Source organism: Pseudomonas frederiksbergensis (assembly GCF_001952935.1).
In the GTDB taxonomy this organism is placed as follows: Bacteria; Pseudomonadota; Gammaproteobacteria; order Pseudomonadales; family Pseudomonadaceae; genus Aquipseudomonas; species Aquipseudomonas frederiksbergensis.
Window position 1 is genome coordinate 3,139,827 of record NZ_CP018319.1, and the last position, 26,238, is coordinate 3,166,064.

Below are 26,238 nucleotides of genomic sequence, written 5' to 3' on the forward strand. Positions count from 1 at the left end.
GGGTCGCGATGGCGTCATCCCGGCTTCTTCTCGATCCGCAACGACTTGGCCTTGGCTTCCACGATCAGGTACATCACCAGGGTAATCAGTAGCGGCAAGATGAAATAGATCGCTCGATAGGCCAGCAATCCGGCCACCAGGCTGCCTCGGGACGCTTCATGTTGCAGCAGCGCCACAAACACCGCCTCAAGCACGCCGAGCCCGGCAGGTATGTGCGTGATGACCCCGGCAATCGCGCTGATCAGCAACACCCCGAGCACCAGCGGGTAATCGAGCTTGCTCGGCAGCAAGGTGAAAATCACCGCCGCCATCAGCGACCAGTTCAGCGCCCCGAGGGCCAGTTGCAGCACCGCCATGCGCAACGACGGCAGGTTGATTTCCACCCCGCGTATCGCCCACTCCCGCCGCCTGGAAAACTGACACGCGGCCAGATAGCACGCGCTCAACACCAGCAACAACACGCCCACACCTTGCAACGCACCGGTGCTCAGCTTCCAGCCTGGCGGCATTCGCACCAGTCCGCTGCTGAACACGGCACCGGCAATCACCATGTAACCGAACCAGTTCGTCGCGAGGCTCAACCCGAGAATTTTCGCGATGTTGCCCTTGCTCACCCCGAGTCGCGAATACAGCCGATAACGCATGGCAACACCGCCGACCCAAGCGCTCAGATTGAGGTTGAAGGCATAGCTGATAATCCCCACCGGCAAGATCTGCTTCCACGTCAGGTCCTGGCGAATGTAAGTACGGCCGATCAGGTCGAAACAGGCGTAGACCAGAAAACTCACCACGGTCAGAGCGGACGCGATGATCAGCGTGCGCGCCTTGAACTCGGTGAGGTTGTGGAACACTTCATCCCATTCGATGCGCTGGGCAAGCATCGTGAACAGGACGATCAGCGCCAGGAAAAACAGCATGGTCAGAGGCCGTTTCCAGCGGCTCCAGCGGGATTTGCGCGGCGTTTCGGCATGGGTCGCCGGTTGCGTATCAGAGTGGCTCATCAGGTGTCGCTCCCGGCGGAATGGGAAAAGGGTTTCAGGCGCGGCTTGTGCGCCGGCAGCCAACCGGCCCAGGCCGGGAAGTGCCGCAGGAAGTGAAACACCAGAAAGCCGACGGTCATGTGCCAGAGCCGCCCGCGAGGGGACTTGTCCGCGGACATGACCTTGCAATGGTTTTTACTCAGGTATTCGAGGCGCTCGTACAGATCGCGGTTGAAGGTGCGATCGCGGATCAACACATTGGCTTCCAGGTTCAAGGACAGGCTCAGGGGGTCGAGGTTGCTCGAACCGACCGTGCTCCAATCCTCATCCACCAGCGCGACTTTACCGTGCAGCGGACGGTCGCAATATTCGTAAATCTTTACGCCGGATTCGAGCAGGTAGTCATAGGTCATGCGCGCGGCGAGTTTGGCCGCCAGCAGATCGGGCTGGCCTTGCAGGATCAGCCGCACATCGACACCACGACGTGCCGCGTTGCGGATCTCGCGCAGCAGGCGATAGCCCGGAAAGAAGTAGGCATTGGCGATCACCACCCGACGCTGGGCACTGCGCAGCACCTGTCGGTAAACCTCTTCGATGTCGGTCGGATGCTCGCCGTTGTCGCGGTACACCAGGCGAACCTGGCCGTCATGATCGGTGAACGCCAGCTCTGAGCGCCGTTGCCGGCGTCGTTGCCACCAGTATTTGGCGCGAGCCGGGCGACCGCTTTGCAGCAAGGCGAAGTGATGGATGTCGGCCACCGCCGGGCCTTGCACTTCAACGGAATAATCCTGCTTGGCCTCAGGGCCGAAGTCAGCCAAATGGTCGGCCGAAAAGTTGATACCGCCGATGAAGGCAATCGTGCCGTCGACCACCACGATCTTGCGGTGCAGACGTCGGAACCAGTTGGTGCGGATGCCCAGATGTTTGGGCGCCGGGTCGAAAATCTGGATGCGTACGCCCGCCTCGCTCAAGGTACTGAGGTATTGCGTGCTCAGTTCACCGCAGCCAAAACCGTCGAGACTGGCGGTGATTCGCACACCGCGTTGAGCAGCGGCAATCAGCACTTCCTGCAGCTCATTACCGACCTTGTCCTCAAACACAATGAAGGTTTCCAGGAGAATTTCAGTCTTGGCCTGACGCATGGCTTCGAACACCCGAGGGAAATATTCTTCGCCGTTTTCCAGCAGCTCTACGCGGTTGTTGCCTTGCCAGCCATATTCGACGTCGACCACACCCGGCTCACGGATCGGCGGAGTTGTGGATAAGTGTTCCACGTTGGTTTTATCCATCGATGGGGTGCTCATAGCTCGATCTCCACCGATAGCGGTGCATGGTCGGAAAGGTGTGACCAGGGCCGCGCGGCCAGCACTTGCGGCCGACTGGCCTTGAGGTTGCGCACATAGATGCGGTCAAGGCGCAACGCCGGAAAGCGCGCTGGAAAACTGCGCGCCGGTTTGCCGTGGAGTTCGGCGAAAACCTCCCGTAGACCGCTGGGTTTGAGCAGCGCGTCGGCACGCTGGCGCCAATCGTTGAAGTCACCGGCAACGATCACCGGGGCATCGCTGGGCAGTTCTTCGAGGCGCCGGGCCAGCAACTTGAGCTGTTCGGTGCGGTGGGTTTCGCGAAGGCCCAGATGCACACAAATGGCATGCACTTCCTGGCCGTCACCGGGCAGGCGCAGCACGCAATGCAGGATGCCGCGGTTTTCGTGACCGCTGATGGACACGTCGAGGTTGTCATGGCGAATGATCTGGAATTTCGACAGCAGTGCATTGCCGTGATCGCCCGCCGGATAGACCGCGTTGCGCCCATAGGCAAACTGCGGCCAGAGGGTGTCGGCGAGGAATTCGTATTGCGGCATCGCCGGCCAATTGGTGTAGCGCTGAGGGTGATGCTCGTGGGTGCCGTGGACTTCCTGCAAAAACACCACGTCAGCGGACACGCTGCGCACCGCTTCGCGCAGTTCCGGCAGGATAAAGCGCCGGTTGAGCGCGGTGAACCCCTTGTGCGTATTGACCGTCAGCACCGTGAAGCGGCGCACGGCGGTGATGATGGGGGGCTGTTCATCGCGAGGGCCGACCTGTTCGGGAATGCTCATGACAGCACTCCTTCGGCGGCCCGTTCACCGGGGCGGGTGGCGAGGTCTTTATCCAGGTGAAAGCGCTCCAGCAAGCGGCGGGCATCGAAGGGCGCGCGGACCTTGATGTCGTTGTCAAAGTAGCAAAACACCTCACGGGATTTGCGCGCCTTGGGCTTTTGCCGGGGGGCGATCAGCTGCGGGTCGGGCGGTTGCCGGCCGTGGTGCCAAGCCTCGATCCGGTCGCCCCAGCGTTTCAGTGCTTCGGGGGTGTAACCGCTGGCATAGAGTTCTTCGGCACCGTGCAGGCGCAGGTAAACGAAGTCGCTGGTGAGGTCCTCGCGGTACGGCCATTTACCGGCGGTGTCAGCGATAACCAGCGCAGCATTGTGGCGTTTGAGCAGGCGGATGAAGGCGGGGTCGACGAAGCTCTCGTTTCTGATTTCTATGGCATGGCGCAAAGGCTTTTTTCCATAGGCCTTCAGGCTGGCGTGACCGTTCAGGTGCGAATCATGCTGGCGGGCGAGGGCGGCGGCCTCTTCGGTGTTGCGGGGCAACTGCTCCAGAAAGGTCTCGAACAACTCGGCATTGAATTTGAAGTTGGGCGGGAATTGCCAGAGGATCGGGCCGAGTTTTTCCTTGAGTTCCAGCACCCCCGACGCAAAGAAATTCGCCAAGGGTTTATGGATGTCTCGCAGTCGCCTGATGTGGGTGATGAAGCGCGGGGCTTTGACGCTGAAAACGAAGCCCCTCGGGGTTTCGGCGTACCACTGGGCATACCGTTCCGGCCGTTGCAGGGCGTAAAACGATCCATTGATTTCGATGCTGTTGACGGCCCGTGAAGCGAATTGCAATTCGCGCTTGTGGGTCAGCCCCTTCGGGTAGAACTCCCCCGCCAGGGCGTGTAGCGCCAGCCTGAAATGCCGATGTGGATCGCCGCCATGTCGCCTCCCGTCTAATGGTCTTCGGACCGCCCTGTCTTTTGATGACTGCGCGGCAGGCGAGAAAGTTTCGACGGGGCTACGGACGGTACACGCTCGACAAAACACCGCAGATCAAATGTGGGAGCGGGCTTGCTCGCGAAAGCGGTGTGTCAGTCACATCATCGCTGGATGTGCCGCCGCCATCGCGGGCAAGCCCGCTCCCACAGGGGCATCAGTGGCCTGTGACTACTCGGGTTAAACCTTCAACCGATTCGGCATATGCCGGACCTAATCGATCAAGACGACCGCTCCACGCGGTCAGCGCCAACGCCACCAACACCACCAGACCCCCGATCCACGCGGTGTGGATCAAGCCCATGTGAGCAACGATCAAGCCACCGCCCCACGCGCCACCGGCGATGCCGAGGTTGAACGCTGCGATGTTCAGGCCCGACGCTACGTCCACCGCATGCGGGGTGTGATGTTCGGCCTGGCGCACCACGTAAACCTGCAGGCCCGGCACGTTGCCGAACGCAACCGCACCCCAGACCAGCACGGTCGCCAGGGCCAGCCATGGGTTGCCGGCGGTAAAGGTCAGTAGGAACAACACGGCGGCAAGCAGGGCGAAGATGATTTTCAGGGCGCTGATCGGGCCGCGTTTGTCCGCCAGTTTGCCGCCCCAGATGTTTCCGACGGCCACCGAGATGCCGTAGACCAGCAACACCAGGCTGACGGTGCTGGCGCTGAAGCCGGAAATGTCCTGAAGAATCGGTGCCAGGAAGGTGAACGCGATGAATGAGCCGCCGTAACCGACCGCGGTTATGGCGTACACCAGCAGCAAACGGGGTTGCTTGAGCACCTGCAATTGCTGCAACAGTGAAGCGGGTTTGCTGTGGGCAATGTTTTTCGGCACGTAAAGCAGGCTGCCGATGAACGCAATCACCCCCAGCGCAGACACCGCGAGGAAGGTTTCACGCCAGCCGAAATGCTGACCAATGAACGTCCCTAGTGGCACGCCGGTCACCAAGGCCACCGTCAGGCCGGTGAACATGATGGCGATCGCGCTGGCGGCTTTCTCTTTCGGCACGAGGCTGGTGGCGATGGTCGAGCCAATCGAAAAGAACACCCCGTGGGCCAGACCGGTAACGATCCGCGCAATGATCAGTGACTCGTAACTCGGCGCTTTCCAGGCCAGCAGGTTACCCAGGGTGAACAGCACCATCAGCGACAACAGCAGCAGTTTGCGCGGGACTTTGCCGGTGAGGGCGGTCAGCACCGGGGCGCCAATGGCAACGCCCAATGCGTAGAGACTGACCAGCAGGCCGGCGGACGGCAGGCTGACGCCAAGGTCGGCGCCGATGGTGGGTAACAGGCCAACGATGACGAACTCGGTCGTCCCGATGGCGAAGGCGCTGAGGGTCAGCGCGAGCAAGGCAATGGGCATGACTGCAACTCCGGTGGATTGATTGATGGAGCGCAGTGTCGGGGTTTGGGTTATGCGGAAAAATAGGGGGATGGGCATTTGATATTTGCCTTGCGCGCAAAGATCACCTCGGGCTGAAAATTACCTGTGGCGAGGGGGCTTGCCCCCGTTGGGCTGCGGAGCGGCCCCAAAACCCGTCAATCGGTATTCTCCAGATACACCGCGAACAATGGGTTTACGCCTGCTTCGCAGTCGAACGGGGGCAAGCCCCCTCGCCACAGGGAGTCGCATTGGCTTGCAATCTCACGGCCAAAACCGAACTTGCCTACAATTCCCCGATCAGTTCCTTACAGACCCTTTTGCAGGAGCACCGCGTTTGTTCAAGTTCAAGACCGCGATACTACTGGGGGCATTGGCGATTCTGGGCAGCAACGAGCTGGAGGCTGCCGCCGCACTGCCGGGTGTGCCGGCCACCGCCGCGACACCACTGGCCCACCCCGAACCGCTGGTACAGGGTGGTTTGCTGGGGGCGATCAGTTCGAGCATTGATCAAGTCCAGGGGAAACTCGATCTCAACGAGGACCTGCTGGATGCCTGGCGTCTGCGGGCAGACCGGGCAGCGGTTGAGGTGGATCGACTGGTCAATCATCCATCGTCCCGTTCGAGCTGGAGCGTGGCGGGGGATTTCCTGCTGTTGTCCGGTGTGTGGGTGGGTGTTTTCGCGCTGCTCTGGTTGCTTGGCGGTCTGCTCGCCAAACGTCTGTGCCAGAACCGCCTGTTGCTGACTCGCGAGCGCGGTCAGGCGTTACTCGGTTATGTGTTGCCCTACACGGTTCCGGCGCTGATCAGCCTGCCGCTGACGCTGTACGTCAGCCACTTCCTGCAAGTGTCCGCTGGCCGGGCCCTGGCGTTGTGTTTCGCTTATGCCACCAGCAGCGGCATCTTCGCCGCGTCGTTGCTGTTGTCGCTGGTGGTGCTGTTCAACGCTGGCCACAAGCGCCGGGCGGTGCAGCTTATTCATCAGTACAGCCCACGACCGCTGTTTTTGATGGGCTTCCTCGTGGCGCTGAGCGATGGCTTGACCAGCCCGCAGATCGCCCGTCTGCTTGGCGGCAATCTCACCAGCAGCGTCGCGGTGTTCACCGGGGTGGCGGCCTCGGTCACCTTTGGCATTCTGGTGATCAAGATGCGCCGTCCGGTTGCCCATCTGATCCGCATTTTGCCGTTGGCCCAGCGCCTCAGCCAGCCGGCCTTGCGTGAAATGCTGCGGATCTTTTCCGGGCTCTGGTACTGGCCGATTCTGTTGATGGTGCTGGTGTCGGTGATCAACCTGATCGGCATCGGCGATGACAACCAGGAAGTGCTTCGCTGCGCGCTGTTTACTACTGTCTTGCTGATTGCGACGGTATTTCTCAGTACGTCGCTTCATCATTTGTTCAAGTCACGCAGTGAGTTGGCCGTGCGTCGCAGCAGTGCCTACAAGGAACGCTTTCTCAGCCTTTCCCACGCGTTGCTGCGCATCGCCCTGGCGATTGTGTTCATCGATGTCCTGGGGCGCATCTGGGGGGTGTCGCTGTTCGAATTTGCGGTGAGCAATTCGGTCGGCCGGGCGATCAGTGATTCCCTGAGCCGCATCGGTTTGATTTTCCTGGTGACCTGGATGGTCTGGGTGGTGTTGGACACGGCGATTCAAGAAGCCCTGAAGCCACCCGTCAGCAAACGCTCGGCGCGCCAGCCCAGCACCCGGATCAAAACCATCCTGCCGCTGCTGCGCAACGCGATCAAAATCATTCTGGCGGTGATCTGCGCGATCACCACCATGGCTAACCTGGGGATCAACGTTGCACCGTTTTTGGCCGGTGCCGGTGTCGTGGGGCTGGCGATCGGTTTCGGTTCCCAGCAGCTGGTGCAGGATGTGATCACCGGCTTGTTCATCATCATTGAAGATACGTTGTCGATTGGCGATTGGGTGGTCCTCGACTCTGGCCACGCCGGCACCGTCGAAGGCCTGACCATCCGCACCTTGCGCTTGCGCGACGGCAAGGGCTTTGTGCACTCGGTGCCGTTCGGTCAGATCAAGGCCGTGACCAATCAATCGCGGCAATTCGCCTATGCGTTCTTTTCAGTGCAATTCACTTACGACACCGATGTCGACAAGGCTATCGAGTTGATCCGCGAGGCCGGGGATTCCATCCGCGACGATGCGTTCCTCAAGTACAACCTGCAAGGGCCGCTGGATGTGTTTGGTGTTGACAAGATGGACCTCAACGGCGTGGTGCTGACGGCACAGTTTCGCACCGTGTCGGGAGGGCAATACGCAGTGAGTCGAGCGTTCAACCAGCGTTTGAAAAAGCTTGTGGATAACAGCCCGTGGGTGCATTTCGCGCAGACTTATCCACAGCAGGTGTTGATGCCCCGGCAAGCTGTCGAGCCGCTGCAAGGCGATGAGCTTGCATCGGAGCATTCATCGGTGTTCCTGCCGGATCAGCCGCGCACCCAATAGCCCCACACAGCTGATCGTTCCCACGCTCCGCGTGGGAATGCAGCCCGGGACGCTCTGCGTCCCTTTCGTGAGCTGGAACGCGGAGCGTCCCTTGAGGCATTCCCACGCTCCGCGTGGGAACGATCAGTGTCGGGCGAGTTTGTTGTGCAGCTCGGCAGTCGATTGCTGATCCAGCTCCAGCCAGAAAATCTGCTTTCCGGCAATCTCGGCAGCGGCGGGCAACCCATCTCGATACACCAATCGATTACTCGCCAATGCCGGTACTTTTGCGCCCGGTAAAAGCGTCCCGGCGAGGTTCAGTGGATCAACTCCGCACACGGCAATCAAACTCCCGTCATGCGGCCGTCGCCGCACCTCGCGCAACAATGGTATGGCCTCGGGCAGCGCAAACTGCTCACCGGCCAAGCCACTGACAAACCTTCCGCCGCGAATCTCGCCTCGAGCTTCCAGCCGATGAAAAGTGCGCAGCAATTCCCGCCAGCTTGGCAACCAATCCGCTTCCCTTTCCAGCAAGCGCCAGAACACCACGCCGTAACGCCGGAGCAAGGTCATGGCGATGTGTTCAAGGGTGTCGGTCGGCGTCGGTGCCGGACGTTTATTCTCCACAACCGGAGCTTGTGCGCCGCGTCGCAGCAAGGCCCAGCGTCCGGCATCGTCCATGCCGCCGACAAACGCTCCGCGCCCGCGTCGGCTGCTGCGATTCTGGCGTTTGCTGGCCGGCGTAATCAGTGCACGCAGCCCGGCGAAGCTGTCGGCATTCACCAACCCGGCGCCGACCAATTCCTGCAAGGCGATTTCCAGTTCCGAGCGCAGCAGATGAGCCTCGTGAGTCAGCTCATCGAAAAACAGCGCACCGTGTTGGCTGAGTGCTTCATAAACTTTTTGCGTCTTGGGCGACAGCTCGCTGGCGGGTGTCTGTTCGGTCAATCCGCTCCACAACCCGACCTGGCTGCGCGGCAGCAGCAGAATCGGTGTGCTGCGCAGCGCCGTGCTGGTGCTCTTGTTGCGCGCGGTCAGTCGCGTCCACACCAGTTTGCCGCTGCGACACAGGTCATCCAGCCAACTCGCTGAATAGTCTTTTATTCGCGCCGGCAAAATATCGCTGTCCCAGGCTGAAGCGGCGGCGGGGTAGCCTTCGAACTGACCGACTATCGCGGGCAATACTGCGCTGCCCTGGCCTTGGCCCGCGGCAGACAGATGCTGCCAATCGAACAGGAACCGCATGAAATCCTGTAACGCTACGGGCTCGATTTCCCGCCGAAGACGCTTGACGGTGTAGCGGTGAATCCGCGCCAGCAAATGCCGTTCGCACCATTCTTCCTCCGCCGTGCCGGGGGTGAATTGACCGCGCAGCACATAGCCTTCGCGTTCCAGTTGCGCCAACGCCTGGGTGACTTGAGTCGTCGGTAAACCGAGCGGTTCGGCAATCGCGCTCAGCGGCAATGGGCCAAAGGCACTGAGCCGCGCACGAATCACTTCCAGCACCGCTTCGTCCGCCGACCAGACTTCATCGAACCCGGGCAACGCCTCCAACGGTGGCTGCAAAATCGCTTGTGGATAAATCGCGTTCAGGCAAGTCAGCCGCTCCAGTGCCAACCACAGCGCTTGCCCGGCATTCACTTGCAAGCGGCTGGCGCGACCGCTGTCGGCCAGGGCATTCAGCCATTCGAGCCAGTCTGGATTAGCCAAGGCCTCGGCGTCGGAGATGCACGCAAGGCTCATCAACGCTTCATGCATTTCATCGGCACCCGTCGGCGTTGGCCAGGCTTCCTCGCGCACGGCTTGAATCGCGTCAGCATCCAGCGCACCGAGGTCGTCGGTGGACTGTGGATCGCTCCAGCGGCGGTTGAGCACTGCCTGAGTGCGGCGCTCTTCCAACGGCGCATCGTCGAGAAAGGTGTAGGGGCGGGCACTGAGAATTTCCGCTGCCAGCGGCGAGGGCGCCGGCAGGTCGCGGCTGATCAGGCGGATCTCACCGCGTTCCATGCGCCGCAACAACGCCAGCCAGCCTTCGCTGTCCATGGCTTCGTGCAGGCAATCGTCGAGGGTTTGTTCCACCAGGGGATGGTCGGGAATTTCCCGTTCGCCGGCGAGGTTTTCCACGCAGGCAATCTGGTCGGGAAACACGCTGGCGATCAGGTCTTCGCTTTTCATTCGCTGGATCTGCGGCGGGACTTTGCGCCCGCCACTGTAGCGTGGCAGCGCCAGCGCGACCCCGGCATTCCAGCGCCAGCGCACACCGAACAGCGGGGCCTCGAGTACGGCTTGAATCAGGGTGTGCTCGGCGCTGTTGCTGTGCAGGTAACGCCAGACATCATCGAGTTCAAAACTGTGGCCGGTGGACAGTGACAGGACGATGGCGTCTTCGCTGGCGGCGGCCTGCAATTCGAAGTTGAAGGTGCGGCAAAAACGCTTGCGCAGGGCCAGGCCCCAGGCGCGATTGATGCGGCTGCCGAACGGCGTGTGGATGATCAATTGCGTGCCGCCGGACTCGTCGAAAAACCGCTCCATCAGCAGCGTGTCCTGTGACGGCAGGGCGCCGAGAGTCAGGCGCGCGCGGGCCAGGTAATCGACTAATTGTTCGGCACTGGCCAGGTTCAGACCGAGGGTGTCGGTCAGCCAGTCAGTCGCGGGCTGCAAGTCACCGGGGGTGGCGCCGAGCAGCGCATCGAGTTGCGCTTGCAGGCGCGCCACCGCGAACGACAGTTCAGCGCTGCGCCCCGGCGCTTCGCCGAGCCAGAAGGGAATGGTCGGCGGTTGGCCCTGAGCGTCTTCCACCCGGACCTTGCCGGTTTCGACCCGCAGAATCCGGTAGGAGGTGTTGCCCAACTGGAAGACATCCCCGGCGATGCTTTCCACCGCAAAGTCTTCGTTGACGCTGCCGATGTTCAGCCCTTGGGGTTCGAGTAAAACGCTGTAGTCGGCGTTGTCCGGGATCGTTCCGCCGCTGGTCACGGCCGTCAGCTTGGCGCCCCGCCGACCGCGCAGGGTGCGGGTCACGGCGTCGCGGTGCAGGTAAGCGCTGCGGATGCCCAGGCGACCGTTGTAGCCTTCGGAGAGCATGTGCAGCAGCGCCTGATAATGTTTGTCGTCGAGCTCGCTGTAGGGCGAGGCGTTGCGGAACATCTCCAGCAGCGCCTGCTCCTGCCATTCCTGGCAACTGACCTCGGCGATGATCTGTTGCGCGAGGACGTCCAGTGGCGCCTTGGGGATCAGCAAAGTGTCGAGTTCGCCGCGCCGCACGCAGTCGAGCAGGGCGGCGCATTCGATCAGGTCGTCGCGGGTGGTGGCGAACAAACGGCCCTTGGGCGTGCCACCGACCTGGTGCCCGGAGCGGCCGACCCGTTGCAGAAACCCGGCGATCGAGCGTGGCGAGGCAATCTGGCAGACCAGGTCGACATCGCCGATATCGATCCCCAGTTCCAGGGACGCCGTGGCGATCAGCACTTGCAGCTCACCGCGCTTGAGCCGTTGTTCGGCGTCGAGACGAAACTCCTTGGCCAGACTGCCGTGGTGGGCGGCCACCGCGTCCTTGCCGAGGCGTTCGCTCAAGTGACGGCTCAGGCGTTCGGCGAGGCGTCGGGTGTTGACGAAAATCAGCGTGGTGCGGTGTTCGCGGGCGAGGGCGGCGAGTCGGTCGTAGACCAGTTCCCAGATGTCGTTGGCCATCACCGCCGACAACGGCACGGGCGGCACCTCGATGTCCAGATCTCGCGGACGGGCGTGGCCGATGTCGATGATTTCGCACGCGCGATCACGGCCAACCAGAAACTGCGAGACGGCTTCGATGGGTTTTTGCGTGGCAGACAGGCCGATCCGCATCAGCGGTTGCGCGCACAGCGCTTGCAGTCGCTCGAGGCTCAGGGCCAGGTGACTGCCGCGCTTGCTGGCGGCGATGGCGTGGATTTCGTCGACGATCACCGTGCGGGCGGTACTGAGCATCAGCCGGCCGGAGTCGGAGCCGAGCAGCACGTAAAGGGATTCCGGGGTGGTCACCAGAATGTGTGGGGCGATCTTGCGCATCGCCGAGCGGTCTTTTTGCGGCGTATCGCCGGTGCGCACGGCGGTGTTGATCTGCAGTTCGGGCAGACCCATTGCGCGTAATTGCTCGGTGATGCCGGCCAGCGGGTTTTGCAGGTTGATCTGGATGTCGTTGGACAAGGCCTTCAGCGGCGAAACGTAGACCACCAGGGTTTCATCCGGCAGATGGCCGCCGTTGGCCATTGCGCGGTGGACCAGGTCGTCGATGACCGCGAGGAACGCGGTGAGGGTCTTGCCGGAGCCCGTGGGTGCGGCGACCAGGATCGAACGCTGCTGGCGGATCAACGGCCACGCCCGGGCCTGGGCGGCGGTGACCGTCGGGAAGGTGCTGCTGAACCAGGCGCTGACGGCGGGGTGGAAGCCTGCCAGGGCGCTGTCCGTCGGGATTGGCAGATTCATGCCCTGATTTATGCGGGCGAGTCGGGGAAGTTGCAAGTACCGCTCAAGACTTCTGGTGGTCCTTAGGGCCCCTTCGCGAGCAAGCCCGCTCCCACATTTGAACGGTGTCGGTCACAAATTATGAGTACACAGGAGATCCAATGTGGGAGCGGGCTTGCTCGCGAAGGGGCCAGAACAGGCGCCGCAGAACTCAGGTATCTACACTTTACGGATGACGGTTGCGCACTAAACCCGCAAAATGCAACGATTCCGGCAACTATCGACGGCATCGCCCGCGAGCGGTGTCGATAAAGCCATTGTTTCAATCAGACTGGGCCTGCTGACTCTATGCGAATGCGCCTTATGTTACTGGGCGGCGGAAATGCCCTTGGGCAGGCGCTGATTCGCCTCGGTGCGGAGGAAGACATCGGCTTCCTCGCCCCCCGCCCACCGCAAGACGGCTGGGATGCCGCGAGCCTGACGCAGCTGCTCGACGACACCCGTCCAGACGCGTTGATCAACCTCGCCTATTATTTCGACTGGTTTCAGGCGGAGACGGTCAGCGAACAGCGTCTGGCCGGGCAGGAACGGGCGATCGAGCGTCTGGCCGAACTGTGCCAGCATCACAACATCGTGCTGCTGCAACCATCGAGCTATCGGGTGTTCGATGGTTCCCGGGCGACGGCCTACAGCGAAAAAGACGAACCAGTGCCCTTGGGCCTGCGCGGTCAAGCCTTGTGGCGGATCGAACAAAGCGTTCGCGCCACCTGCCCGCAACACGTGTTGCTGCGATTCGGCTGGTTGCTGGATGACAGCCCCGACGGCACCCTCGGACGTTTCCTCGGCCGCGCCGAACTGCCGGAAGAATTGCTGATGGCCGACGATCGCCGGGGCAATCCGACGCCGGTCGACGACGCCGCCCGAGTGATCATCTCGGTCCTCAAGCAACTCGATTGTTCGGCGCCGCTGTGGGGCACCTACCATTACGCCGGGCATGAGGCGACCACGCCGCTGGCACTTGGGCAGGCGATCCTCACCGAAGCACGCGCCCTGCATCCGCTGGCCATCGAAGCGCCGACCGCCCAGGCTCACGCCGCCCGGCCCGACGCCGCCGAAGAGCCGCAACATGCGGTGCTGGCCTGCAAGAAAATTCTGCACACTTTCGGGATCAAGCCCCGCGCCTGGCGCGCGGCACTCCCGGGCTTACTGGATAGGTTTTATCGCCATGGCTGACGGCCCTGTTTTAATCACCGGCGGCGCCGGTTTCATCGGTTCGCACCTCACCGATGCCTTACTCGCCAAGGGCCATTCGGTGCGCATCCTCGATGACCTATCCACGGGCAAACGCAGCAACTTGCCGCTGGACAATCCAGGCGTCGAACTGATCGTGGGCGATGTCGCCGATGCTGCGCTGGTGGCGCGGGCGATGGTCGGTTGCAGCGCAGTGGCGCACCTGGCCGCGGTGGCGTCGGTGCAGGCGTCGGTGGATGATCCGGTGAAGACTCACCAGAGCAACTTCATTGGCTCGCTGAATGTCTGTGAAGCCATGCGCCAGGCCGGCGTCAAGCGAGTGCTGTATGCGTCCAGCGCAGCGGTCTATGGCAACAATGGCGAAGGCGAGTCGATTGACGAAGACACGCCCAAGGCACCGTTGACGCCCTACGCGTCGGACAAGTTGGCGAGCGAGCATTACTTCGATTTTTACCGTCGCCAGCATGCTCTGGAACCGGTGATTTTCCGCTTCTTCAACATCTTCGGCCCGCGCCAGGATCCGTCCTCGCCGTATTCCGGGGTGATCAGCATCTTCAGCGAACGCGCGCAGAAGGGCCTGCCGATCACGGTGTTCGGTGACGGTGAGCAGACTCGCGATTTCGTCTACGTCGAAGACCTGGTCGACTTGCTGGTGCAAGCCATCGAGAAACCGCAGGTCGAAGTCGGTGCGGTCAATGTCGGCTGGAACCAGGCCACGACCCTCAAGCAAATGCTTGAAGCCCTTGAAACGGTGGTCGGTCCATTGCCGCCGGTGAGCTATGGCCCGGCGCGCTCCGGTGACATCCGCCACTCGCGAGCGAACAATCAGCGTTTGCTGGAGCGCTTTACCTGCCCTGAGCAGACACCGATGCATGTCGGCCTGGCGCGGTTGTTGGGACGATAGATCGTTCCCACGCTCCGCGTGGGAATGCAGCCCGGGACGCTCCGCGTCCCAAGAGCGTACGCAGAGCGTCCATTGAGGCATTCCCACGCAGAGCGTGGGAACGATCAAAAAAGGCGCCTTTCGAAGGCGCCTTTTTTTGTGTGGCGGGTTTAGAACTTGTAACCCAGGCCAACCATGTAGATGAACGGGTCCACGTCCACATCGACCTTGGCGCGAGTGCCTTGGGCCACTGCGTTGTTTTCTACGGTCGCGGTGGTGTCGATGTCGATGTAGCGCACCTGGGCGTTGATCATGATGGTGTCGGTCAGCATGTAGTCGGCACCGACCTGAAACGCCATACCCCAGGAGTTATCCGCCTTGAAATTGCTGAAACCGTTGGCGCTGGCTTCGCTGCTAACGTGCTCGTCGTAGATCCAGGTGTAGTTGATACCGGCACCGACATACGGCTGGAACGCGGACTTCGAGTCCAGTGGGTAGTACACAACGCTCAGCGTCGGTGGCAGGTGTTTCAGCGAACCGAGTTTGCCGTTGGCTGCGCCCAGGGCAGTGCCTTTGAGCTTCACGTCATGCTCGAACGGCGAGGCCGCCAGCAGCTCGATCCCCCAGTGGCTGTTGAGCATGTAAGCGAAGTTCAGACCCAGTTGCGTGTCGCTGCTCATAGTGGCCTTGCCACCCAGATCGGCACCCTTCAGCGGACCTTGATCAACCTTGACGCTGGAGCTGTCGGCTTCCGGGTTGACGGTGATTGCGCCGGCACGAAGGATGATATCGCCGGCTTCGTGGGCGTAGGCTAACGGTGCTGCGAGCGCGAGGGCAAACAGCGAAGCGCTGAGCAAGGACTTGTGCATGGAGGGCTCCAAAGGACGTTAAAAATGTTTGATGTCCAATAGTACGGAGGCGTCTGATACGGTCTTTTGACTCAGCTCAATGAAACAGTGATGGCCCTGGTTTTTGTGGAACCTTTGATGACCTCATCGCGAGCAGGCTCGCTCCCACAGGGATTTGTGTTGATGCACAGATCCAATGTGGGAGCGGGCTTGCTCGCGAAGGCTATCTATCAAACACCGCATAACTGCCGGTCACTGCGGCAATTCATACGCATAGATCTTGTCAGCCTCCATCTGATACCCGGCATCCGCCAACTCGCTAGTGGATGCTTTCACCTGCAACGCACCTTCGATCCAGTACGGCTGATACAGCTCATCCAGCTTCACGCCGACTTCGCTTTTGACATGAACGATCTGATTCGACGGCGGTGGCGGCACATGGATGCAGGCGCCGAAGTAAGGCACCAGCAGAAACTCCGTGGTGCGACCTTCTTCACTCACCTCCAGCGGCACGATGTAACCCGGCAGCCGAATGTTCTGACCGTCGAGGCTTTTCACCACCGGCGCATTGGGCATGTCTTGCTTGGCTGCTGGCGCCGATTCGGCGGCCAACGCGTTGCCCATCTGCGAAAGATCGTGCAGCGGCGTCATGTTCGGCACTTCAGGGGCAGCGTCCGGCGGGATCATTTCCGACCAGGTCAGGTCTTTCGGCTCGGCCGCCCACAGGGGCAGGGCGACCAGCATCAACAACGCAAACACAATGCGGGGCATGTTCAACGTCCTCATAAACGGATCGACAGGCCATCGGCCAAAGATTGGCGATACGCGCGCCAGGCTGGCACGCTGCCCATCAGCAACGCGGCGATCAGGATGCCACCGAGCAGCGTCCATTCATATTCGCTCGGCCAGGCCAGCGGCAAATACAAACCGTAATTGGCTTGCACGTAACCTTGGGCCAAGGCGATGCCCACATACAGCAGCGCTACACCGGCAATCACGCCGGACAGCGCCAAGGCAAACGCCTCCAGCACCAGCAACGTCGCGATGTGCCACGGCCGGGCACCCACCGATCGCAGAATCGCCATCTCCCGACGGCGTTCGTTGAGGCTGGTGAGGATCGCCGTGAGCATGCCGATCAACCCGGTCAGCACCACGAACAGCGAGACCACGAACAAGGCTTTTTCCGCCGTGCTCATCAAACTCCACAGTTCTTGCAGCGCCACGCCCGGCAGGATCGCCAGCATCGGTTCACCGCGGAATTCGTTGATCTCACGTTGCAGCGCGAAGGTCGAAATCTTGCTGTTGAGGCCGAGCATGAACGCAGTGATCGCTTGCGGCGTCAGGTCCATGTTGCGCGCCTGATCGGCACTGATCCGACCGTTACCGCGCGCCGGCACGCCGTTGTGCCAGTCGACGTGAATCGCTTCCATGCCGCCGAGGCTGATGTGCAAGGTGCGGTCCACCGGGGTGCCGGTGCGTTTGAGAGTGCCGACTACGGTGAATGGCTTGTCGTCGTGCTTGACCAGGCTGATCACTGCCACGCCATGGGCCAGCACCAGTTTGTCGCCGAGTTTGTAGTGCCGCGCATCGGCCACTTCGGCGCCGAGTACCACCTCGAACGGGTCGGTGGCGAAGGCGCGACCGTCGGCCAGTTCCAGGTGTTGCCGATGACCGTATTGGTAATGCTCGAAGTACGCCTCGGTGGTGCCCATCACGCGGTAGCCGCGATGGGAATCGCCGAGGGACATCGGGATCGCCCACTTCACTTTCGGGTTGTTGGCGAAGTGTTCGAAGCTGTCCCAACGGATGTTGTTGGTGGCGTTGCCGATGCGAAACACCGAGTACAGCAACAGGTTCACCGAGCCGGAACGGGCGCCGACAATCAGGTCGGTGCCGCTGATGGTGCTGGCGAAACTGGCCTTGGCTTCGGTGCGCACCCGCTCCACCGCCAGCAGCAGGCAGACCGACAGGGCGATGGCGAACGCGGTGAGAATCGCGGTGAAGCGGCGGTTAGCCAGGCTGGCCATGGCTAGACGAAACAAATACATCTCAGACCTCGGACGGGGTGGCGGCGCGATTGAGATCGGCCAGCGACAGGTGGCGATCGAACAGCGGTGCCAGGCTTTGGTCATGGCTGACGAACAGCAGGCTCGACCCGGCTTCGCGGCATTCGGCGAACAGCAAGCGAAGGAAATTCTCGCGGGCGTCGTAATCCAGGGCCGAGGTCGGTTCGTCGGCGATCACCAATTCAGGCTGCCCTATCAACGCGCGCGCTGCGGCGACCCGTTGCTGTTGGCCGATGGACAGCGAATCGGCGCGACGACTGAGGATGCTTTCATCCTTCAAACCCAAGTGGGCAAGGAGGGTGGCCGCCGCCTGATCGACGCTGCCGTGGCGCTGGATCGCCCGTTCGGCGCGCAGTTTGGAGAAGTGGCAGGGCAACTCGACGTTCTCGCGCACCGAGAGAAACGGCAGCAAGTTGAACTGCTGGAAGATGTAGCCGGTGTGATCGACCCGAAAGCGGTCGCGAGCGCCGGCCGAAAGTTCGGTCAGTTCCTGGCCCAGCAATCGGATGCTGCCGCGATTGGGCTTCTGCACACCGCCGAGCAGGCCGAGCAGGGTGGTCTTGCCGCTGCCGCTGGGACCTTTGAGGAACAGGGTTTCGCCGGGCTCCAGGCGAAACGCCGGGATATCCAGCAGCGGCGGATGACCGGGCCAACTGAAGCCCAGGTCGGACAGTTCGATGAGTGCTTGGGTCATGTGAAACCGGTCAGGTTGGTGGTGAACCCTGTGGGAGCGGGCTTGCTCGCGAAAGCGGTGTATCAGTCGACATCAATGTTGTATGAGACACCGCTTTCGCGAGCAAGCCCGCTCCCACATTGGTTCTACGGTGAATTTAGAATTTCAGGGCGGCAGCCTTGGCCGTCACTTCTACGCCTTGCTGCCCGCTCGGGCTGATCAGTTGTACCTGAATTTTCTGGGTCGCCGGGAAGGTGTTGAAGATATTCGCCAGGTCCAGGTTTTTCAGCGCGCCGGGTGCCGAGCAGCTGAATTGATAATGAGCGTGGATTTCGCTGTGGTCGTGGTGATGTTCGCCCTTGGCCTCTTCATCGGCATCCGGCTTGTCACCGAACAGCGGGCTTTCCAGTTCTTGGGTCGCCACCACGCAACCGGCGGCTTTCGGTAGGTTGAACAGCACCAGCGGTTTCTCAAGCTGCGCACGAACGGCGGCGACTTTGGCTTTGTCGGCATCGGTGCTGGCGGCGTGTTCGAAACCCACCAGGTTCATCGCCGGGCTTTCCAGTTCCAGCTCCAGGGTTTGTCCAGCCAGCGCTGCGTTCAGGCGACCGACACCATGTTCGTGGGCGTCGAGGCTGCCGTGCTCATGATCATGTTCATCAACAGCGTGGGCGACCGCCAGCGGCAACAGGGCAAACGGCAAAGCGAGAAGCAGACGGCGCATGGTGGGGTCTCCGAAAAGTAAAATGAAGAACTTGTTATGTAATCTTATAACGTAAGTGCCGAGAGTTTGACCGTCTGCTTGGCGTTGCACAAGTCCCATGGGAGCATGCAAGTCAGAAATTTGCAGGAGCAGACTTATGTTGCGTATACGCGGAAGCATCGGCGACTGGCCGGTGGATTTGACGCTGGAGATGGATGACGGCGACTGGGCACGGCTCGGTGCGCAGTTGCAGGTGGTGAAACCGGAGGCCAGTGCTGCGCCGGCAAAACCGGTCAATCAGGATGAGGCGCTGTGGCAGATCGCCAAGGATTTGCTGCGCAAGGCCGGGCAATTGAGCGGACCGGATTTGCTCGATCAGCTGGAAGGGCTGACCGGCAGTGCGGCGTCGGGCAAGCGCTTGCTGGTGCGTTTGCGTCATTGCGCTGATGTGAAGGTGACGAGCGGCGGGGATACGCCGCTCTACAGCTGGCAAGAACCAGCTACTTAATACAACGCGGCAAACAACTTGCGGCGGTACGTGGTCACCAGCGGGTGATCGTTGCCCAGCAGTTCGAACACCTGCAGCAAGGTCTTGTGCGGCAGGCCTTCGCTGTAGCTGCGATTGCGTACGAACAGCTTGAGCAACCCATCCAGCGCTGCGTCGTACTGCTGGCGGGCCAGTTGCTGGATCGCCAGCTGATAAACCGCTTCATCGTCCTGCGGGTTTTTTGCCAGGCGCGCTTTCAGGTCTGCCGCATCCGGTAAATCCCTGGCCTGGCCGAGGAACTGGATCTGCGCCTTGGCGCCGGCCAGCGCGGCCTTGTGTTCATCGGTCTTGACCGCGTCGAGCACGATTTGCGCTTCGCCCAATTCGCCACGTTCGGTGAGGCAGCGAGCGTAGAGAATCAGCGCCTTGGCATTGGTGTTGTCTTCGCCCAACAGCACTTTGAGGATGGCTTCGGCATCGGCAAAGCGGTTGTCATCGAACAGCGCCTGAGCTTGCTCAAACGGATCGGCAGCCGTCGGCGGCGGCATTTGCACGTGAGGTTCGAGCATCGCGCGCACGGCAGATTCCGGCTGTGCACCGGCAAAACCGTCCACCGGCTGACCGTCCTTGAACAGCACCACTGTCGGCAGGCTGCGAATGCCGAAGCGCGAAACGATGTCCGGCTCGACGTCGCAGTTGACCTTGGCCAGCAGCAACTCGCCCTGATAGCTCTCGGCGATGGTTTGCAGCATCGGCATCAAGGCCTTGCACGGCGCACACCATTCGGCCCAGAAATCCACCAGCACCGGTTTGTGGAAAGAGTTCTCGATCACCGACTGCTCGAAATCGGCAGTCGTGGCGTCGAAGATGTACGGCGTTTCCTGACTCATGGGGGATCTCGTAAAAGCGTGAATGGGGCAACTATACGACTTGGTGGGGGGCAGCTGAAAGCGGGGGGCTTTGATAGATGTGTTGCCTGACAGGACGCTATCGCGAGCAAGCTCGCTCCCACACTGGTTTTGTGTAGATAACAAATTTTGTGATTGACCGAGACCCCCTGTGGGAGCGGGCTTGCTCGCGAAGCTTTTAGCCGCGCCGCGCGTGGTAGAGGCTCACATGTCGAAACTCTTCGGGCTCGGCCAGATCGGGCAAGGTCATTGCCTCCAGCATCTCGATGCGTTGATACAACGGATGACGAAAGTCTCTCACCCGTGAATCCGCCACCAGCGCTTCCCGGCCGCGACTCAGGAATTCATCCAACAGCGGCAAATTCGCCCGGTCGTACAGCACGTCGGCCACCAGAATCAGATCAAACCGATCCGCTTCGGCGAAAAAATCCGTCGAGTAGTTGAGGTGTACGCCGTTGAGTTCGGCATTCGCCCGGCACGCCGCAATCGCCAGCGGGTCGAGGTCACAAGCCACCACTTCCAGCGCTCCGGCCTTCACCGCCGCAATCCCCGCCACCCCGGAACCGGCGCCGAAATCCAGCACCCGCTTGCCTTTGACCCATTCAGGGAATTCAGCGAGATAGCGGGCGACCGCCAGCCCACTGGCCCAGCAAAAACTCCAATAAGGCGGCTCATGGAGAATTCGCCGGGTTTCTTCCGGGCTGAATGCGCGGTCCATGTTGTCGCCATCGATCAGCCAAAGCTTCAGATCGGTGTCCGGCAGTTCACAGGCAACCAGCTGCGCGTCACCGAGCAGTTCACCCAGCGCCAGTTGCAGGTCGAGCGGTGCAATCATGGCGCTTTGACGAATTGCAGCTGACCCAGCATTTGCGTCGTTGGCTGCGTGATGACTTGCGGCGGCAGATGCAAAATCAGCTGGCCGGACTGGCTGGCGCGGCCACGCAGTTCAACGCGGGCCCCGGCCGGGAAGGATTCCGGGTTGAAACGCAGGTGAAACGGCAGAATCTGATTGGTGCCGATCAGACTGGAACTGGCCAGCAATTGTTGCGGACGGTCCTTATCGTCGATCACCAGCAGCGCCAACTCGACTTCGGCACCGGCCGGAACGCCTTGCAAGGTACCGCTCAATTCACGCTGATACGCGGGCAACGGGCCGAGGTTGGCCGATTCCTTGGCTTTCTTCTGCGCGGCCTGTGGCGCGGGGCCTGGCGTCGGCGGCTGGGGCTTGGGCGCATCGCTGCTGCAGGCCACCAGCAGGCTGAAAAGACTGAGCAAAACCAGCGGTCTTAGGGACATTTTCGGCTCCAGCAAGGTGAAATCCATGGATCTAGCTCTATAGCCCGTCTGTATACCGCAAACCCTATGGCTTGTCTTGCCACGGGGATGCGCTACCATGGCCCTCCCTTTTTTTGTTGCCTGCCACCATGCACTGTCCCTTCTGCGGTGCCAACGACACCAAGGTCATCGACTCGCGTCTGGTCGCCGAGGGCGAACAGGTACGCCGCCGGCGTGAATGCCTGGCCTGCGGCGAGCGTTTCACGACGTTCGAGACGGCCGAACTGGTGTTGCCGCGCCTGATCAAAACCGACGGCAGCCGCCAGCCGTTCGACGAAGAAAAACTCCGCGCCGGCATGCAGCGTGCGCTGGAGAAGCGCCCGGTGAGTGTCGAGCGCCTGGAATCGTCGTTGGTGCACATCAAACACAAACTGCGCGCCACCGGTGAGCGAGAGGTTAAATCCCTTGTCGTCGGTGAACTGGTGATGGCCGAGCTGCAAAAGCTCGACGAAGTCGCCTACATTCGTTTCGCCTCCGTGTATCGCCGCTTCCAGGACCTCAACGAGTTCCGCGAAGAGATCGATCGCCTGGCCCGTGAGCCGGTGAAAGAATGACCCCCACTTCCGAACAAGCCATCCTCGACGCTCATTACATGGCCCGCGCGCTGGAACTGGCGCGCAAAGGTCATTACACGACCCACCCCAACCCGCGGGTTGGCTGCGTGATCGTGCGTGACGGGCAAATCGTCGGCGAAGGCTGGCACGTGCGCACCGGCGAACCCCACGCCGAAGTCCACGCCCTGCACGCCGCCGGCGACAAGGCTCGAGGCGCCACCGCTTACGTGACCCTCGAACCTTGCAGCCACCACGGACGCACGCCGCCTTGTGCGGACGCGCTGGTACATGCGGGTGTGGCTCGGGTCGTCGCGGCGATGCAAGACCCGAACCCGTCGGTGGCCGGTCGAGGCATGCAGCGCCTGGCCCAGGCCGGCATCGCTACCGAAAGCGGTGTGCTGGAAGGCGAAGCACGCAAGCTCAATGAAGGTTTCCTCAAGCGCATGGAGCACGGCTTGCCGTTCGTGCGGGTCAAGTTGGCCATGAGCCTCGACGGGCGCACGGCGATGGAAAGCGGCGAAAGCCAATGGATCACCGGCCCGGCGGCACGTTCGGCGGTACAACGCCTGCGCGCTCAGGCCAGCGTGGTGCTGACCGGCGCCGACACGGTGCTGGCAGACAATGCCCGTCTCACTGTGCGTGCCGATGAGCTGGGCCTGGACGCCGAGCAAACCGCTCTGGCCATGAGTCGCCCGCCGCTTCGCGTGCTGATCGACGGTCGCCTGCGCGTGCCGCTGGACGCGCCGTTCTTCAAGGCTGGCCCGGCGCTGGTCGCCACGTGCATGGCGATTGAAGAGCAATACGCCAATGGCCCGGAATGCCTGATCGTGGCGGGCGAGGATGGCTTGGTCGACCTGCGCAAACTGCTGGTCGAACTCGCCGCCCGTGGGGTCAACGAAGTGTTGGTCGAAGCGGGCCCGCGTCTGGCCGGGGCTTTCGCTCAGCAAGGGCTGGTGGACGAGTTTCAGATTTTCATCGCTGGCAAGTTTTTAGGTTCGTCTGCGCGGCCGTTGCTGGATTGGCCGCTCGCGCAAATGAAGGATGCGCCTGAACTCAAAATCACCGAAATCCGCGCGGTTGGCGATGACTGGCGAGTCATCGCCATTCCTTCGCCAGCGGCGAGCGTATAATTCCGGGCCTGCGCCACGCGACGGCCCTGTTCTCGAGGAGGACTCCATGTTTACCGGCATCATCGAATCCATCGGCAGTATTCGTGCATTGACCCCAAAAGGCGGAGATGTGCGGGTTCACGTAGAAACCGGCAAGCTCGACCTGAGCGACGTCAAACTGGGCGACAGCATTGCGGTCAACGGTGTGTGCCTGACGGCGGTTGAATTGCCAGGCAACGGCTTTGCGGCGGACGTCAGTCGCGAAACCCTCGACTGCACCGCCATGAATGATCTGAAAAGCGGCAGCCCGGTGAACCTGGAAAAAGCCCTGACCCCGACCACTCGCCTCGGCGGGCATCTGGTCAGCGGGCACGTTGATGGCGTGGGCGAAGTGGTTGCCCGTACCGAGAATGCTCGCGCTGTGGAGTTCCGCATCCGCGCTCCCAAAGAGCTGGCCAAGTACATCGCCCATAAAGGCTCGATCACCGTCGACGGCACCAGCCTGACCGTGAACGCGGTCGATGGCGCCGAGTTCATGCTGACGATCATTCCGCATACCCTGAGCGAAACCATCATGGCGTCTTACCAGCCAGGTCGCCGGGTGAATCTTGAAGTTGACTTGCTTGCCCGTTATCTGGAACGCCTGCTGTTGGGCGACAAGGCCGCAGAGCCAGCAAAGTCCGGAAACATCACTGAAAGCTTTCTGGCCGCCAACGGCTACCTCAAATCCTGAAGCTCAAATTTCGAAAGAAGGGGGGTGCCTTGTGGCGCTCAATAGCATCGAAGAACTGGTTGAAGACATCCGCCAAGGCAAGATGGTCATCCTCATGGATGACGAAGACCGCGAGAACGAAGGCGACCTGATCATGGCCGCCGAGTGCTGCCAGCCTGAACACATCAACTTCATGGCCAAGCACGCCCGTGGCCTGATCTGCATGCCGATGAGCCGCGAGCGCTGCGAACTGCTGAAACTGCCTTTGATGGCGCCGCGCAACGGTTCCGGCTTCGGCACCAAGTTCACCGTGTCCATCGAAGCGGCCACCGGCGTGACCACCGGCATCTCTGCTGCTGACCGTGCGCGCACCGTGCAAGCCGCTGCCGCAAAAGACGCCAAGGCTGAAGACATCGTCAGCCCCGGCCACATCTTCCCGCTGATGGCCCAGGCCGGCGGCACCCTCGCTCGCGCCGGCCACACCGAAGCGGCGTGCGACCTGGCGCGCATGGCCGGTTTCGAGCCGAGCGGCGTGATCTGCGAAGTGATGAACGACGACGGCACCATGTCCCGTCGCGCCGAACTGGAAGCGTTTGCTGCCGAACACAACATCAAGATCGGCACCATCGCCGACCTGATTCACTACCGGATGATCCACGAACGTACCGTTCAGCGGATTGCCGAGCAGCCGCTGGACAGCGAACTGGGCCAATTCAACCTGGTGACCTATCGTGATTCCGTGGAAGGCGACGTGCACATGGCCCTGACCCTGGGCACCGTGTGCGCCGAAGAGCCGACCCTGGTTCGCGTGCACAACATGGACCCGCTGCGCGACCTGTTGATGGTCAAGCAACCTGGCCGCTGGAGCCTGCGCGCCGCGATGGCCGCGGTTGCCGAGGCTGGCAGTGGCGTGGTGCTGTTGCTCGGTCACCCGCTCGATGGCGACGTGTTGCTGGCGCATATCCGCGAAACCGCGGAGCACGTTCCGGCGAAAAAACCGACCACCTACAGCATCGTTGGTGCCGGTTCACAGATCCTCCGGGACCTGGGCGTGCGCAAAATGCGCCTGATGAGTGCGCCGATGAAATTTAATGCGATATCCGGTTTCGATCTGGAAGTTGTAGAATACGTGCCCTCCGAATAATGACCGGTTGTTTCCAGTCCTTGATTCGCGGTTAACACATCACTGAGGGATGCGTAGAAAACGCGTCCCGGCTCTTTAAGAGATCTAACGAATGACCCTGAAGACCATCGAAGGTACCTTCATCGCCCCTAAAGGCCGCTACGCTTTGGTAGTAGGCCGTTTCAACAGCTTCGTCGTTGAAAGCCTGGTCAGCGGTGCAGTTGATGCCCTGGTTCGCCACGGCGTGAGCGAAAGCGACATCACCATTATCCGCGCACCTGGCGCCTTCGAAATTCCGCTGGTTGCGCAGAAAGTCGCTCAGAAGGGCGAATACGCGGCAATCATCGCCCTGGGCGCGGTCATTCGTGGCGGTACTCCGCACTTCGAATACGTGGCGGGCGAATGCACCAAGGGCCTGTCCCAGGTGTCCATGGAGTTCGGCGTTCCAGTCGCATTTGGCGTGCTGACCGTTGACTCCATCGAGCAAGCCATCGAACGTTCCGGCACCAAGGCCGGTAACAAAGGTGCTGAAGCTGCCCTGTCCGCTCTGGAAATGGTCAGCCTGCTGGCGCAGTTGGAGGCCAAGTGATTAGCGACGAAAGCGATCGTTTCAACCCGCGCGATCCAAAGCCTGCGGATGCCGGCAAGCCATCGAAAAGCGTCAAGCGTCGCGAAGCCCGTCAGCTCGCGACTCAGGCGCTGTACCAATGGCACATGGCCAAGCAATCTTTGAACGAGATCGAAGCGCAGTTTCGGGTCGATAACGATTTCAGCGATGTCGATGCCGCGTACTTCCACGACATCCTGCACGGCGTTCCGGCTCACAAGCCTGAAATCGACGCTGCACTGACGCCGTGCCTGGACATCACCATCGAAGAGCTGGACCCGGTTGAACTGGCCGTTCTGCGCCTGTCGACCTGGGAACTGCTCAAGCGCGTCGACGTGCCGTACCGCGTTGTGATCAACGAAGGTATCGAGCTGGCGAAAGTCTTCGGTTCCACCGACGGCCACAAGTTCGTCAACGGTGTACTCGACAAGCTGGCCCCGCGTCTGCGTGAAGCTGAAGTGAAGGCGTTCAAGCGCTGATCGGCGCTTGAATACTTTGTCTCAGTGTCCTGTCTCGCCGATACGTTCGTTTTTTAGCGAGTGGCTGGTGTTGCCAGACAAGGCGCCGCGACGAGTCATAGCGGGCTATGGCAAGGAGCGGCAACGCAGTATGGCGACACCAGACGCCGCTAAAAAATGAACAGTATTGGTGAGA

Annotated in this window: 23 protein-coding genes and 1 pseudogene; 10 read left to right on the plus strand and 14 right to left on the minus strand. The window is 61.4% G+C overall.

Features of this window, described 5'->3' with window-relative positions; all coding sequences use genetic code 11:
* Positions 1-14: 14 nt before the first annotated feature.
* The 5 genes and pseudogenes from PFAS1_RS14555 to PFAS1_RS14575 all read right to left on the minus strand — a co-directional run bounded on the left by PFAS1_RS14555 (position 15) and on the right by PFAS1_RS14575 (position 5,424).
* A complete protein-coding gene (locus tag PFAS1_RS14555; RefSeq protein WP_076029578.1) occupies positions 15-1,001 on the minus strand; it encodes a lysylphosphatidylglycerol synthase domain-containing protein in 987 nt (328 codons plus the stop codon).
* Positions 1,001-2,284, minus strand: a complete 1,284-nt coding sequence (gene clsB / locus PFAS1_RS14560) for a cardiolipin synthase ClsB (protein WP_076029579.1) — start codon at positions 2,282-2,284, stop codon at positions 1,001-1,003. Before clsB ends, PFAS1_RS14555 begins: the two co-directional genes overlap by 1 nt.
* The gene (locus tag PFAS1_RS14565; RefSeq protein ID WP_076029580.1) at positions 2,281-3,078 is read right to left on the minus strand and encodes an endonuclease/exonuclease/phosphatase family protein; all 798 of its coding nucleotides are present in this window, start codon (positions 3,076-3,078) and stop codon (positions 2,281-2,283) included. The genes clsB and PFAS1_RS14565 overlap by 4 nt, the downstream gene beginning before the upstream one ends.
* Positions 3,075-4,000: pseudogene (locus PFAS1_RS14570) on the minus strand (DUF72 domain-containing protein). Before PFAS1_RS14570 ends, PFAS1_RS14565 begins: the two are co-directional and overlap by 4 nt.
* A 212-nt stretch (positions 4,001-4,212) precedes the next feature.
* Positions 4,213-5,424, minus strand: a complete 1,212-nt coding sequence (locus tag PFAS1_RS14575) for an MFS transporter (RefSeq protein ID WP_076029581.1) — start codon at positions 5,422-5,424, stop codon at positions 4,213-4,215.
* Between the two features lie 355 nt (positions 5,425-5,779).
* Here PFAS1_RS14575 and PFAS1_RS14580 point away from each other — a divergent pair, with 355 nt between their 5' ends.
* Entirely contained in the window at positions 5,780-7,906 is a 2,127-nt protein-coding gene (locus PFAS1_RS14580; RefSeq protein ID WP_076029582.1) for a mechanosensitive ion channel family protein, read from the plus strand.
* A gap of 123 nt (positions 7,907-8,029) precedes the next feature.
* On the opposite strand, the gene PFAS1_RS14590 is transcribed toward PFAS1_RS14580, so the two are convergent.
* Positions 8,030-12,346: an Lhr family helicase gene (locus PFAS1_RS14590; RefSeq protein ID WP_076029584.1), complete on the minus strand. Its 4,317-nt coding sequence runs from the start codon at positions 12,344-12,346 to the stop codon at positions 8,030-8,032.
* Between the two features lie 327 nt (positions 12,347-12,673).
* On the opposite strand from PFAS1_RS14590, the gene PFAS1_RS14595 reads away from it, so the two are divergent.
* Positions 12,674-13,558, plus strand: coding sequence for a sugar nucleotide-binding protein (locus PFAS1_RS14595; protein ID WP_046047341.1), 885 nt, complete (start codon positions 12,674-12,676; stop codon positions 13,556-13,558).
* On the plus strand, positions 13,551-14,480 hold the full coding sequence (locus PFAS1_RS14600) for an NAD-dependent epimerase/dehydratase family protein (RefSeq protein ID WP_076029585.1): 930 nt from the start codon (positions 13,551-13,553) through the stop codon (positions 14,478-14,480). Before PFAS1_RS14595 ends, PFAS1_RS14600 begins: the two co-directional genes overlap by 8 nt.
* A 149-nt stretch (positions 14,481-14,629) precedes the next feature.
* Here the strand turns inward: PFAS1_RS14600 and PFAS1_RS14605 are convergent, their stop codons facing one another.
* The 5 genes from PFAS1_RS14605 to PFAS1_RS14625 form a co-directional block, all read right to left on the minus strand.
* Positions 14,630-15,328 (minus strand): OmpW/AlkL family protein, encoded by a 699-nt coding sequence (locus PFAS1_RS14605; RefSeq protein WP_074871293.1) that lies wholly within the window; start codon positions 15,326-15,328, stop codon positions 14,630-14,632.
* Between the two features lie 231 nt (positions 15,329-15,559).
* Entirely contained in the window at positions 15,560-16,078 is a 519-nt protein-coding gene (locus tag PFAS1_RS14610; protein ID WP_076029586.1) for a DUF3299 domain-containing protein, read from the minus strand.
* 11 nt (positions 16,079-16,089) lie between these two features.
* Positions 16,090-17,355: an ABC transporter permease gene (locus PFAS1_RS14615; protein ID WP_076029587.1), complete on the minus strand. Its 1,266-nt coding sequence runs from the start codon at positions 17,353-17,355 to the stop codon at positions 16,090-16,092.
* A gap of 1 nt (position 17,356) precedes the next feature.
* A complete protein-coding gene (locus PFAS1_RS14620) occupies positions 17,357-18,067 on the minus strand; it encodes an ABC transporter ATP-binding protein (RefSeq protein WP_074871287.1) in 711 nt (236 codons plus the stop codon).
* Positions 18,068-18,203: 136 nt separating this feature from the next.
* Positions 18,204-18,770: a DUF2796 domain-containing protein gene (locus tag PFAS1_RS14625; RefSeq protein ID WP_076029588.1), complete on the minus strand. Its 567-nt coding sequence runs from the start codon at positions 18,768-18,770 to the stop codon at positions 18,204-18,206.
* Positions 18,771-18,906: 136 nt separating this feature from the next.
* On the opposite strand from PFAS1_RS14625, the gene PFAS1_RS14630 reads away from it, so the two are divergent.
* On the plus strand, positions 18,907-19,257 hold the full coding sequence (locus PFAS1_RS14630) for a hypothetical protein (protein WP_076029589.1): 351 nt from the start codon (positions 18,907-18,909) through the stop codon (positions 19,255-19,257).
* Here the strand turns inward: PFAS1_RS14630 and trxA are convergent.
* The 3 genes from trxA to PFAS1_RS14645 form a co-directional block, all read right to left on the minus strand.
* Positions 19,254-20,126, minus strand: a complete 873-nt coding sequence (gene trxA, locus PFAS1_RS14635; protein ID WP_076029590.1) for a thioredoxin — start codon at positions 20,124-20,126, stop codon at positions 19,254-19,256. The two genes, PFAS1_RS14630 and trxA, sit on opposite strands and share 4 nt — an antisense overlap.
* A gap of 196 nt (positions 20,127-20,322) precedes the next feature.
* Positions 20,323-20,979 carry a class I SAM-dependent methyltransferase gene (locus tag PFAS1_RS14640; protein ID WP_076029591.1) on the minus strand — a complete coding sequence of 219 codons (657 nt, stop codon included), beginning with the start codon at positions 20,977-20,979 and terminating at the stop codon, positions 20,323-20,325.
* The gene (locus PFAS1_RS14645) at positions 20,976-21,440 is read right to left on the minus strand and encodes a YbaY family lipoprotein (protein WP_076031533.1); all 465 of its coding nucleotides are present in this window, start codon (positions 21,438-21,440) and stop codon (positions 20,976-20,978) included. Before PFAS1_RS14645 ends, PFAS1_RS14640 begins: the two co-directional genes overlap by 4 nt.
* Before the next feature lie 128 nt (positions 21,441-21,568).
* On the opposite strand from PFAS1_RS14645, the gene nrdR reads away from it, so the two are divergent.
* The 6 genes from nrdR to nusB all read left to right on the plus strand — a co-directional run bounded on the left by nrdR (position 21,569) and on the right by nusB (position 26,063).
* The gene (gene nrdR, locus PFAS1_RS14650; protein WP_003228656.1) at positions 21,569-22,033 is read left to right on the plus strand and encodes a transcriptional regulator NrdR; all 465 of its coding nucleotides are present in this window, start codon (positions 21,569-21,571) and stop codon (positions 22,031-22,033) included.
* Positions 22,030-23,163, plus strand: a complete 1,134-nt coding sequence (ribD, locus tag PFAS1_RS14655) for a bifunctional diaminohydroxyphosphoribosylaminopyrimidine deaminase/5-amino-6-(5-phosphoribosylamino)uracil reductase RibD (protein WP_076029592.1) — start codon at positions 22,030-22,032, stop codon at positions 23,161-23,163. The genes nrdR and ribD overlap by 4 nt, the downstream gene beginning before the upstream one ends.
* Before the next feature lie 46 nt (positions 23,164-23,209).
* Complete coding sequence (locus PFAS1_RS14660) at positions 23,210-23,875, plus strand: riboflavin synthase (protein ID WP_074871276.1); 666 nt, start codon at positions 23,210-23,212, stop codon at positions 23,873-23,875.
* A 31-nt stretch (positions 23,876-23,906) separates the two neighbouring features.
* Entirely contained in the window at positions 23,907-24,998 is a 1,092-nt protein-coding gene (ribBA, locus tag PFAS1_RS14665; RefSeq protein ID WP_033059428.1) for a bifunctional 3,4-dihydroxy-2-butanone-4-phosphate synthase/GTP cyclohydrolase II, read from the plus strand.
* A gap of 91 nt (positions 24,999-25,089) precedes the next feature.
* Positions 25,090-25,566, plus strand: a complete 477-nt coding sequence (gene ribH, locus PFAS1_RS14670) for a 6,7-dimethyl-8-ribityllumazine synthase (RefSeq protein ID WP_074871273.1) — start codon at positions 25,090-25,092, stop codon at positions 25,564-25,566.
* Positions 25,563-26,063, plus strand: coding sequence for a transcription antitermination factor NusB (gene nusB, locus PFAS1_RS14675; protein ID WP_008153530.1), 501 nt, complete (start codon positions 25,563-25,565; stop codon positions 26,061-26,063). Before ribH ends, nusB begins: the two co-directional genes overlap by 4 nt.
* The last annotated feature ends 175 nt before the right edge of the window (positions 26,064-26,238 follow it).

Excerpts from the sequence above, each read along its gene's own strand:
- PFAS1_RS14555 (WP_076029578.1), bottom strand. The coding sequence starts at position 1,001 with ATGAGCCACTCTGATACGCAACCGGCGACCCATGCCGAAACGCCGCGC.
- clsB (WP_076029579.1), bottom strand. The coding sequence starts at position 2,284 with ATGAGCACCCCATCGATGGATAAAACCAACGTGGAACACTTATCCACA.
- PFAS1_RS14565 (WP_076029580.1), bottom strand. The coding sequence starts at position 3,078 with ATGAGCATTCCCGAACAGGTCGGCCCTCGCGATGAACAGCCCCCCATC.
- PFAS1_RS14575 (WP_076029581.1), bottom strand. The coding sequence starts at position 5,424 with ATGCCCATTGCCTTGCTCGCGCTGACCCTCAGCGCCTTCGCCATCGGG.
- PFAS1_RS14590 (WP_076029584.1), bottom strand. The coding sequence starts at position 12,346 with ATGAATCTGCCAATCCCGACGGACAGCGCCCTGGCAGGCTTCCACCCC.
- PFAS1_RS14595 (WP_046047341.1), top strand. The coding sequence starts at position 12,674 with ATGCGAATGCGCCTTATGTTACTGGGCGGCGGAAATGCCCTTGGGCAG.
- PFAS1_RS14600 (WP_076029585.1), top strand. The coding sequence starts at position 13,551 with ATGGCTGACGGCCCTGTTTTAATCACCGGCGGCGCCGGTTTCATCGGT.
- PFAS1_RS14605 (WP_074871293.1), bottom strand. The coding sequence starts at position 15,328 with ATGCACAAGTCCTTGCTCAGCGCTTCGCTGTTTGCCCTCGCGCTCGCA.
- PFAS1_RS14610 (WP_076029586.1), bottom strand. The coding sequence starts at position 16,078 with ATGCCCCGCATTGTGTTTGCGTTGTTGATGCTGGTCGCCCTGCCCCTG.
- PFAS1_RS14615 (WP_076029587.1), bottom strand. The coding sequence starts at position 17,355 with ATGTATTTGTTTCGTCTAGCCATGGCCAGCCTGGCTAACCGCCGCTTC.
- PFAS1_RS14620 (WP_074871287.1), bottom strand. The coding sequence starts at position 18,067 with ATGACCCAAGCACTCATCGAACTGTCCGACCTGGGCTTCAGTTGGCCC.
- PFAS1_RS14625 (WP_076029588.1), bottom strand. The coding sequence starts at position 18,770 with ATGCGCCGTCTGCTTCTCGCTTTGCCGTTTGCCCTGTTGCCGCTGGCG.
- PFAS1_RS14630 (WP_076029589.1), top strand. The coding sequence starts at position 18,907 with ATGTTGCGTATACGCGGAAGCATCGGCGACTGGCCGGTGGATTTGACG.
- trxA (WP_076029590.1), bottom strand. The coding sequence starts at position 20,126 with ATGAGTCAGGAAACGCCGTACATCTTCGACGCCACGACTGCCGATTTC.
- PFAS1_RS14640 (WP_076029591.1), bottom strand. The coding sequence starts at position 20,979 with ATGATTGCACCGCTCGACCTGCAACTGGCGCTGGGTGAACTGCTCGGT.
- PFAS1_RS14645 (WP_076031533.1), bottom strand. The coding sequence starts at position 21,440 with ATGTCCCTAAGACCGCTGGTTTTGCTCAGTCTTTTCAGCCTGCTGGTG.
- nrdR (WP_003228656.1), top strand. The coding sequence starts at position 21,569 with ATGCACTGTCCCTTCTGCGGTGCCAACGACACCAAGGTCATCGACTCG.
- ribD (WP_076029592.1), top strand. The coding sequence starts at position 22,030 with ATGACCCCCACTTCCGAACAAGCCATCCTCGACGCTCATTACATGGCC.
- PFAS1_RS14660 (WP_074871276.1), top strand. The coding sequence starts at position 23,210 with ATGTTTACCGGCATCATCGAATCCATCGGCAGTATTCGTGCATTGACC.
- ribH (WP_074871273.1), top strand. The coding sequence starts at position 25,090 with ATGACCCTGAAGACCATCGAAGGTACCTTCATCGCCCCTAAAGGCCGC.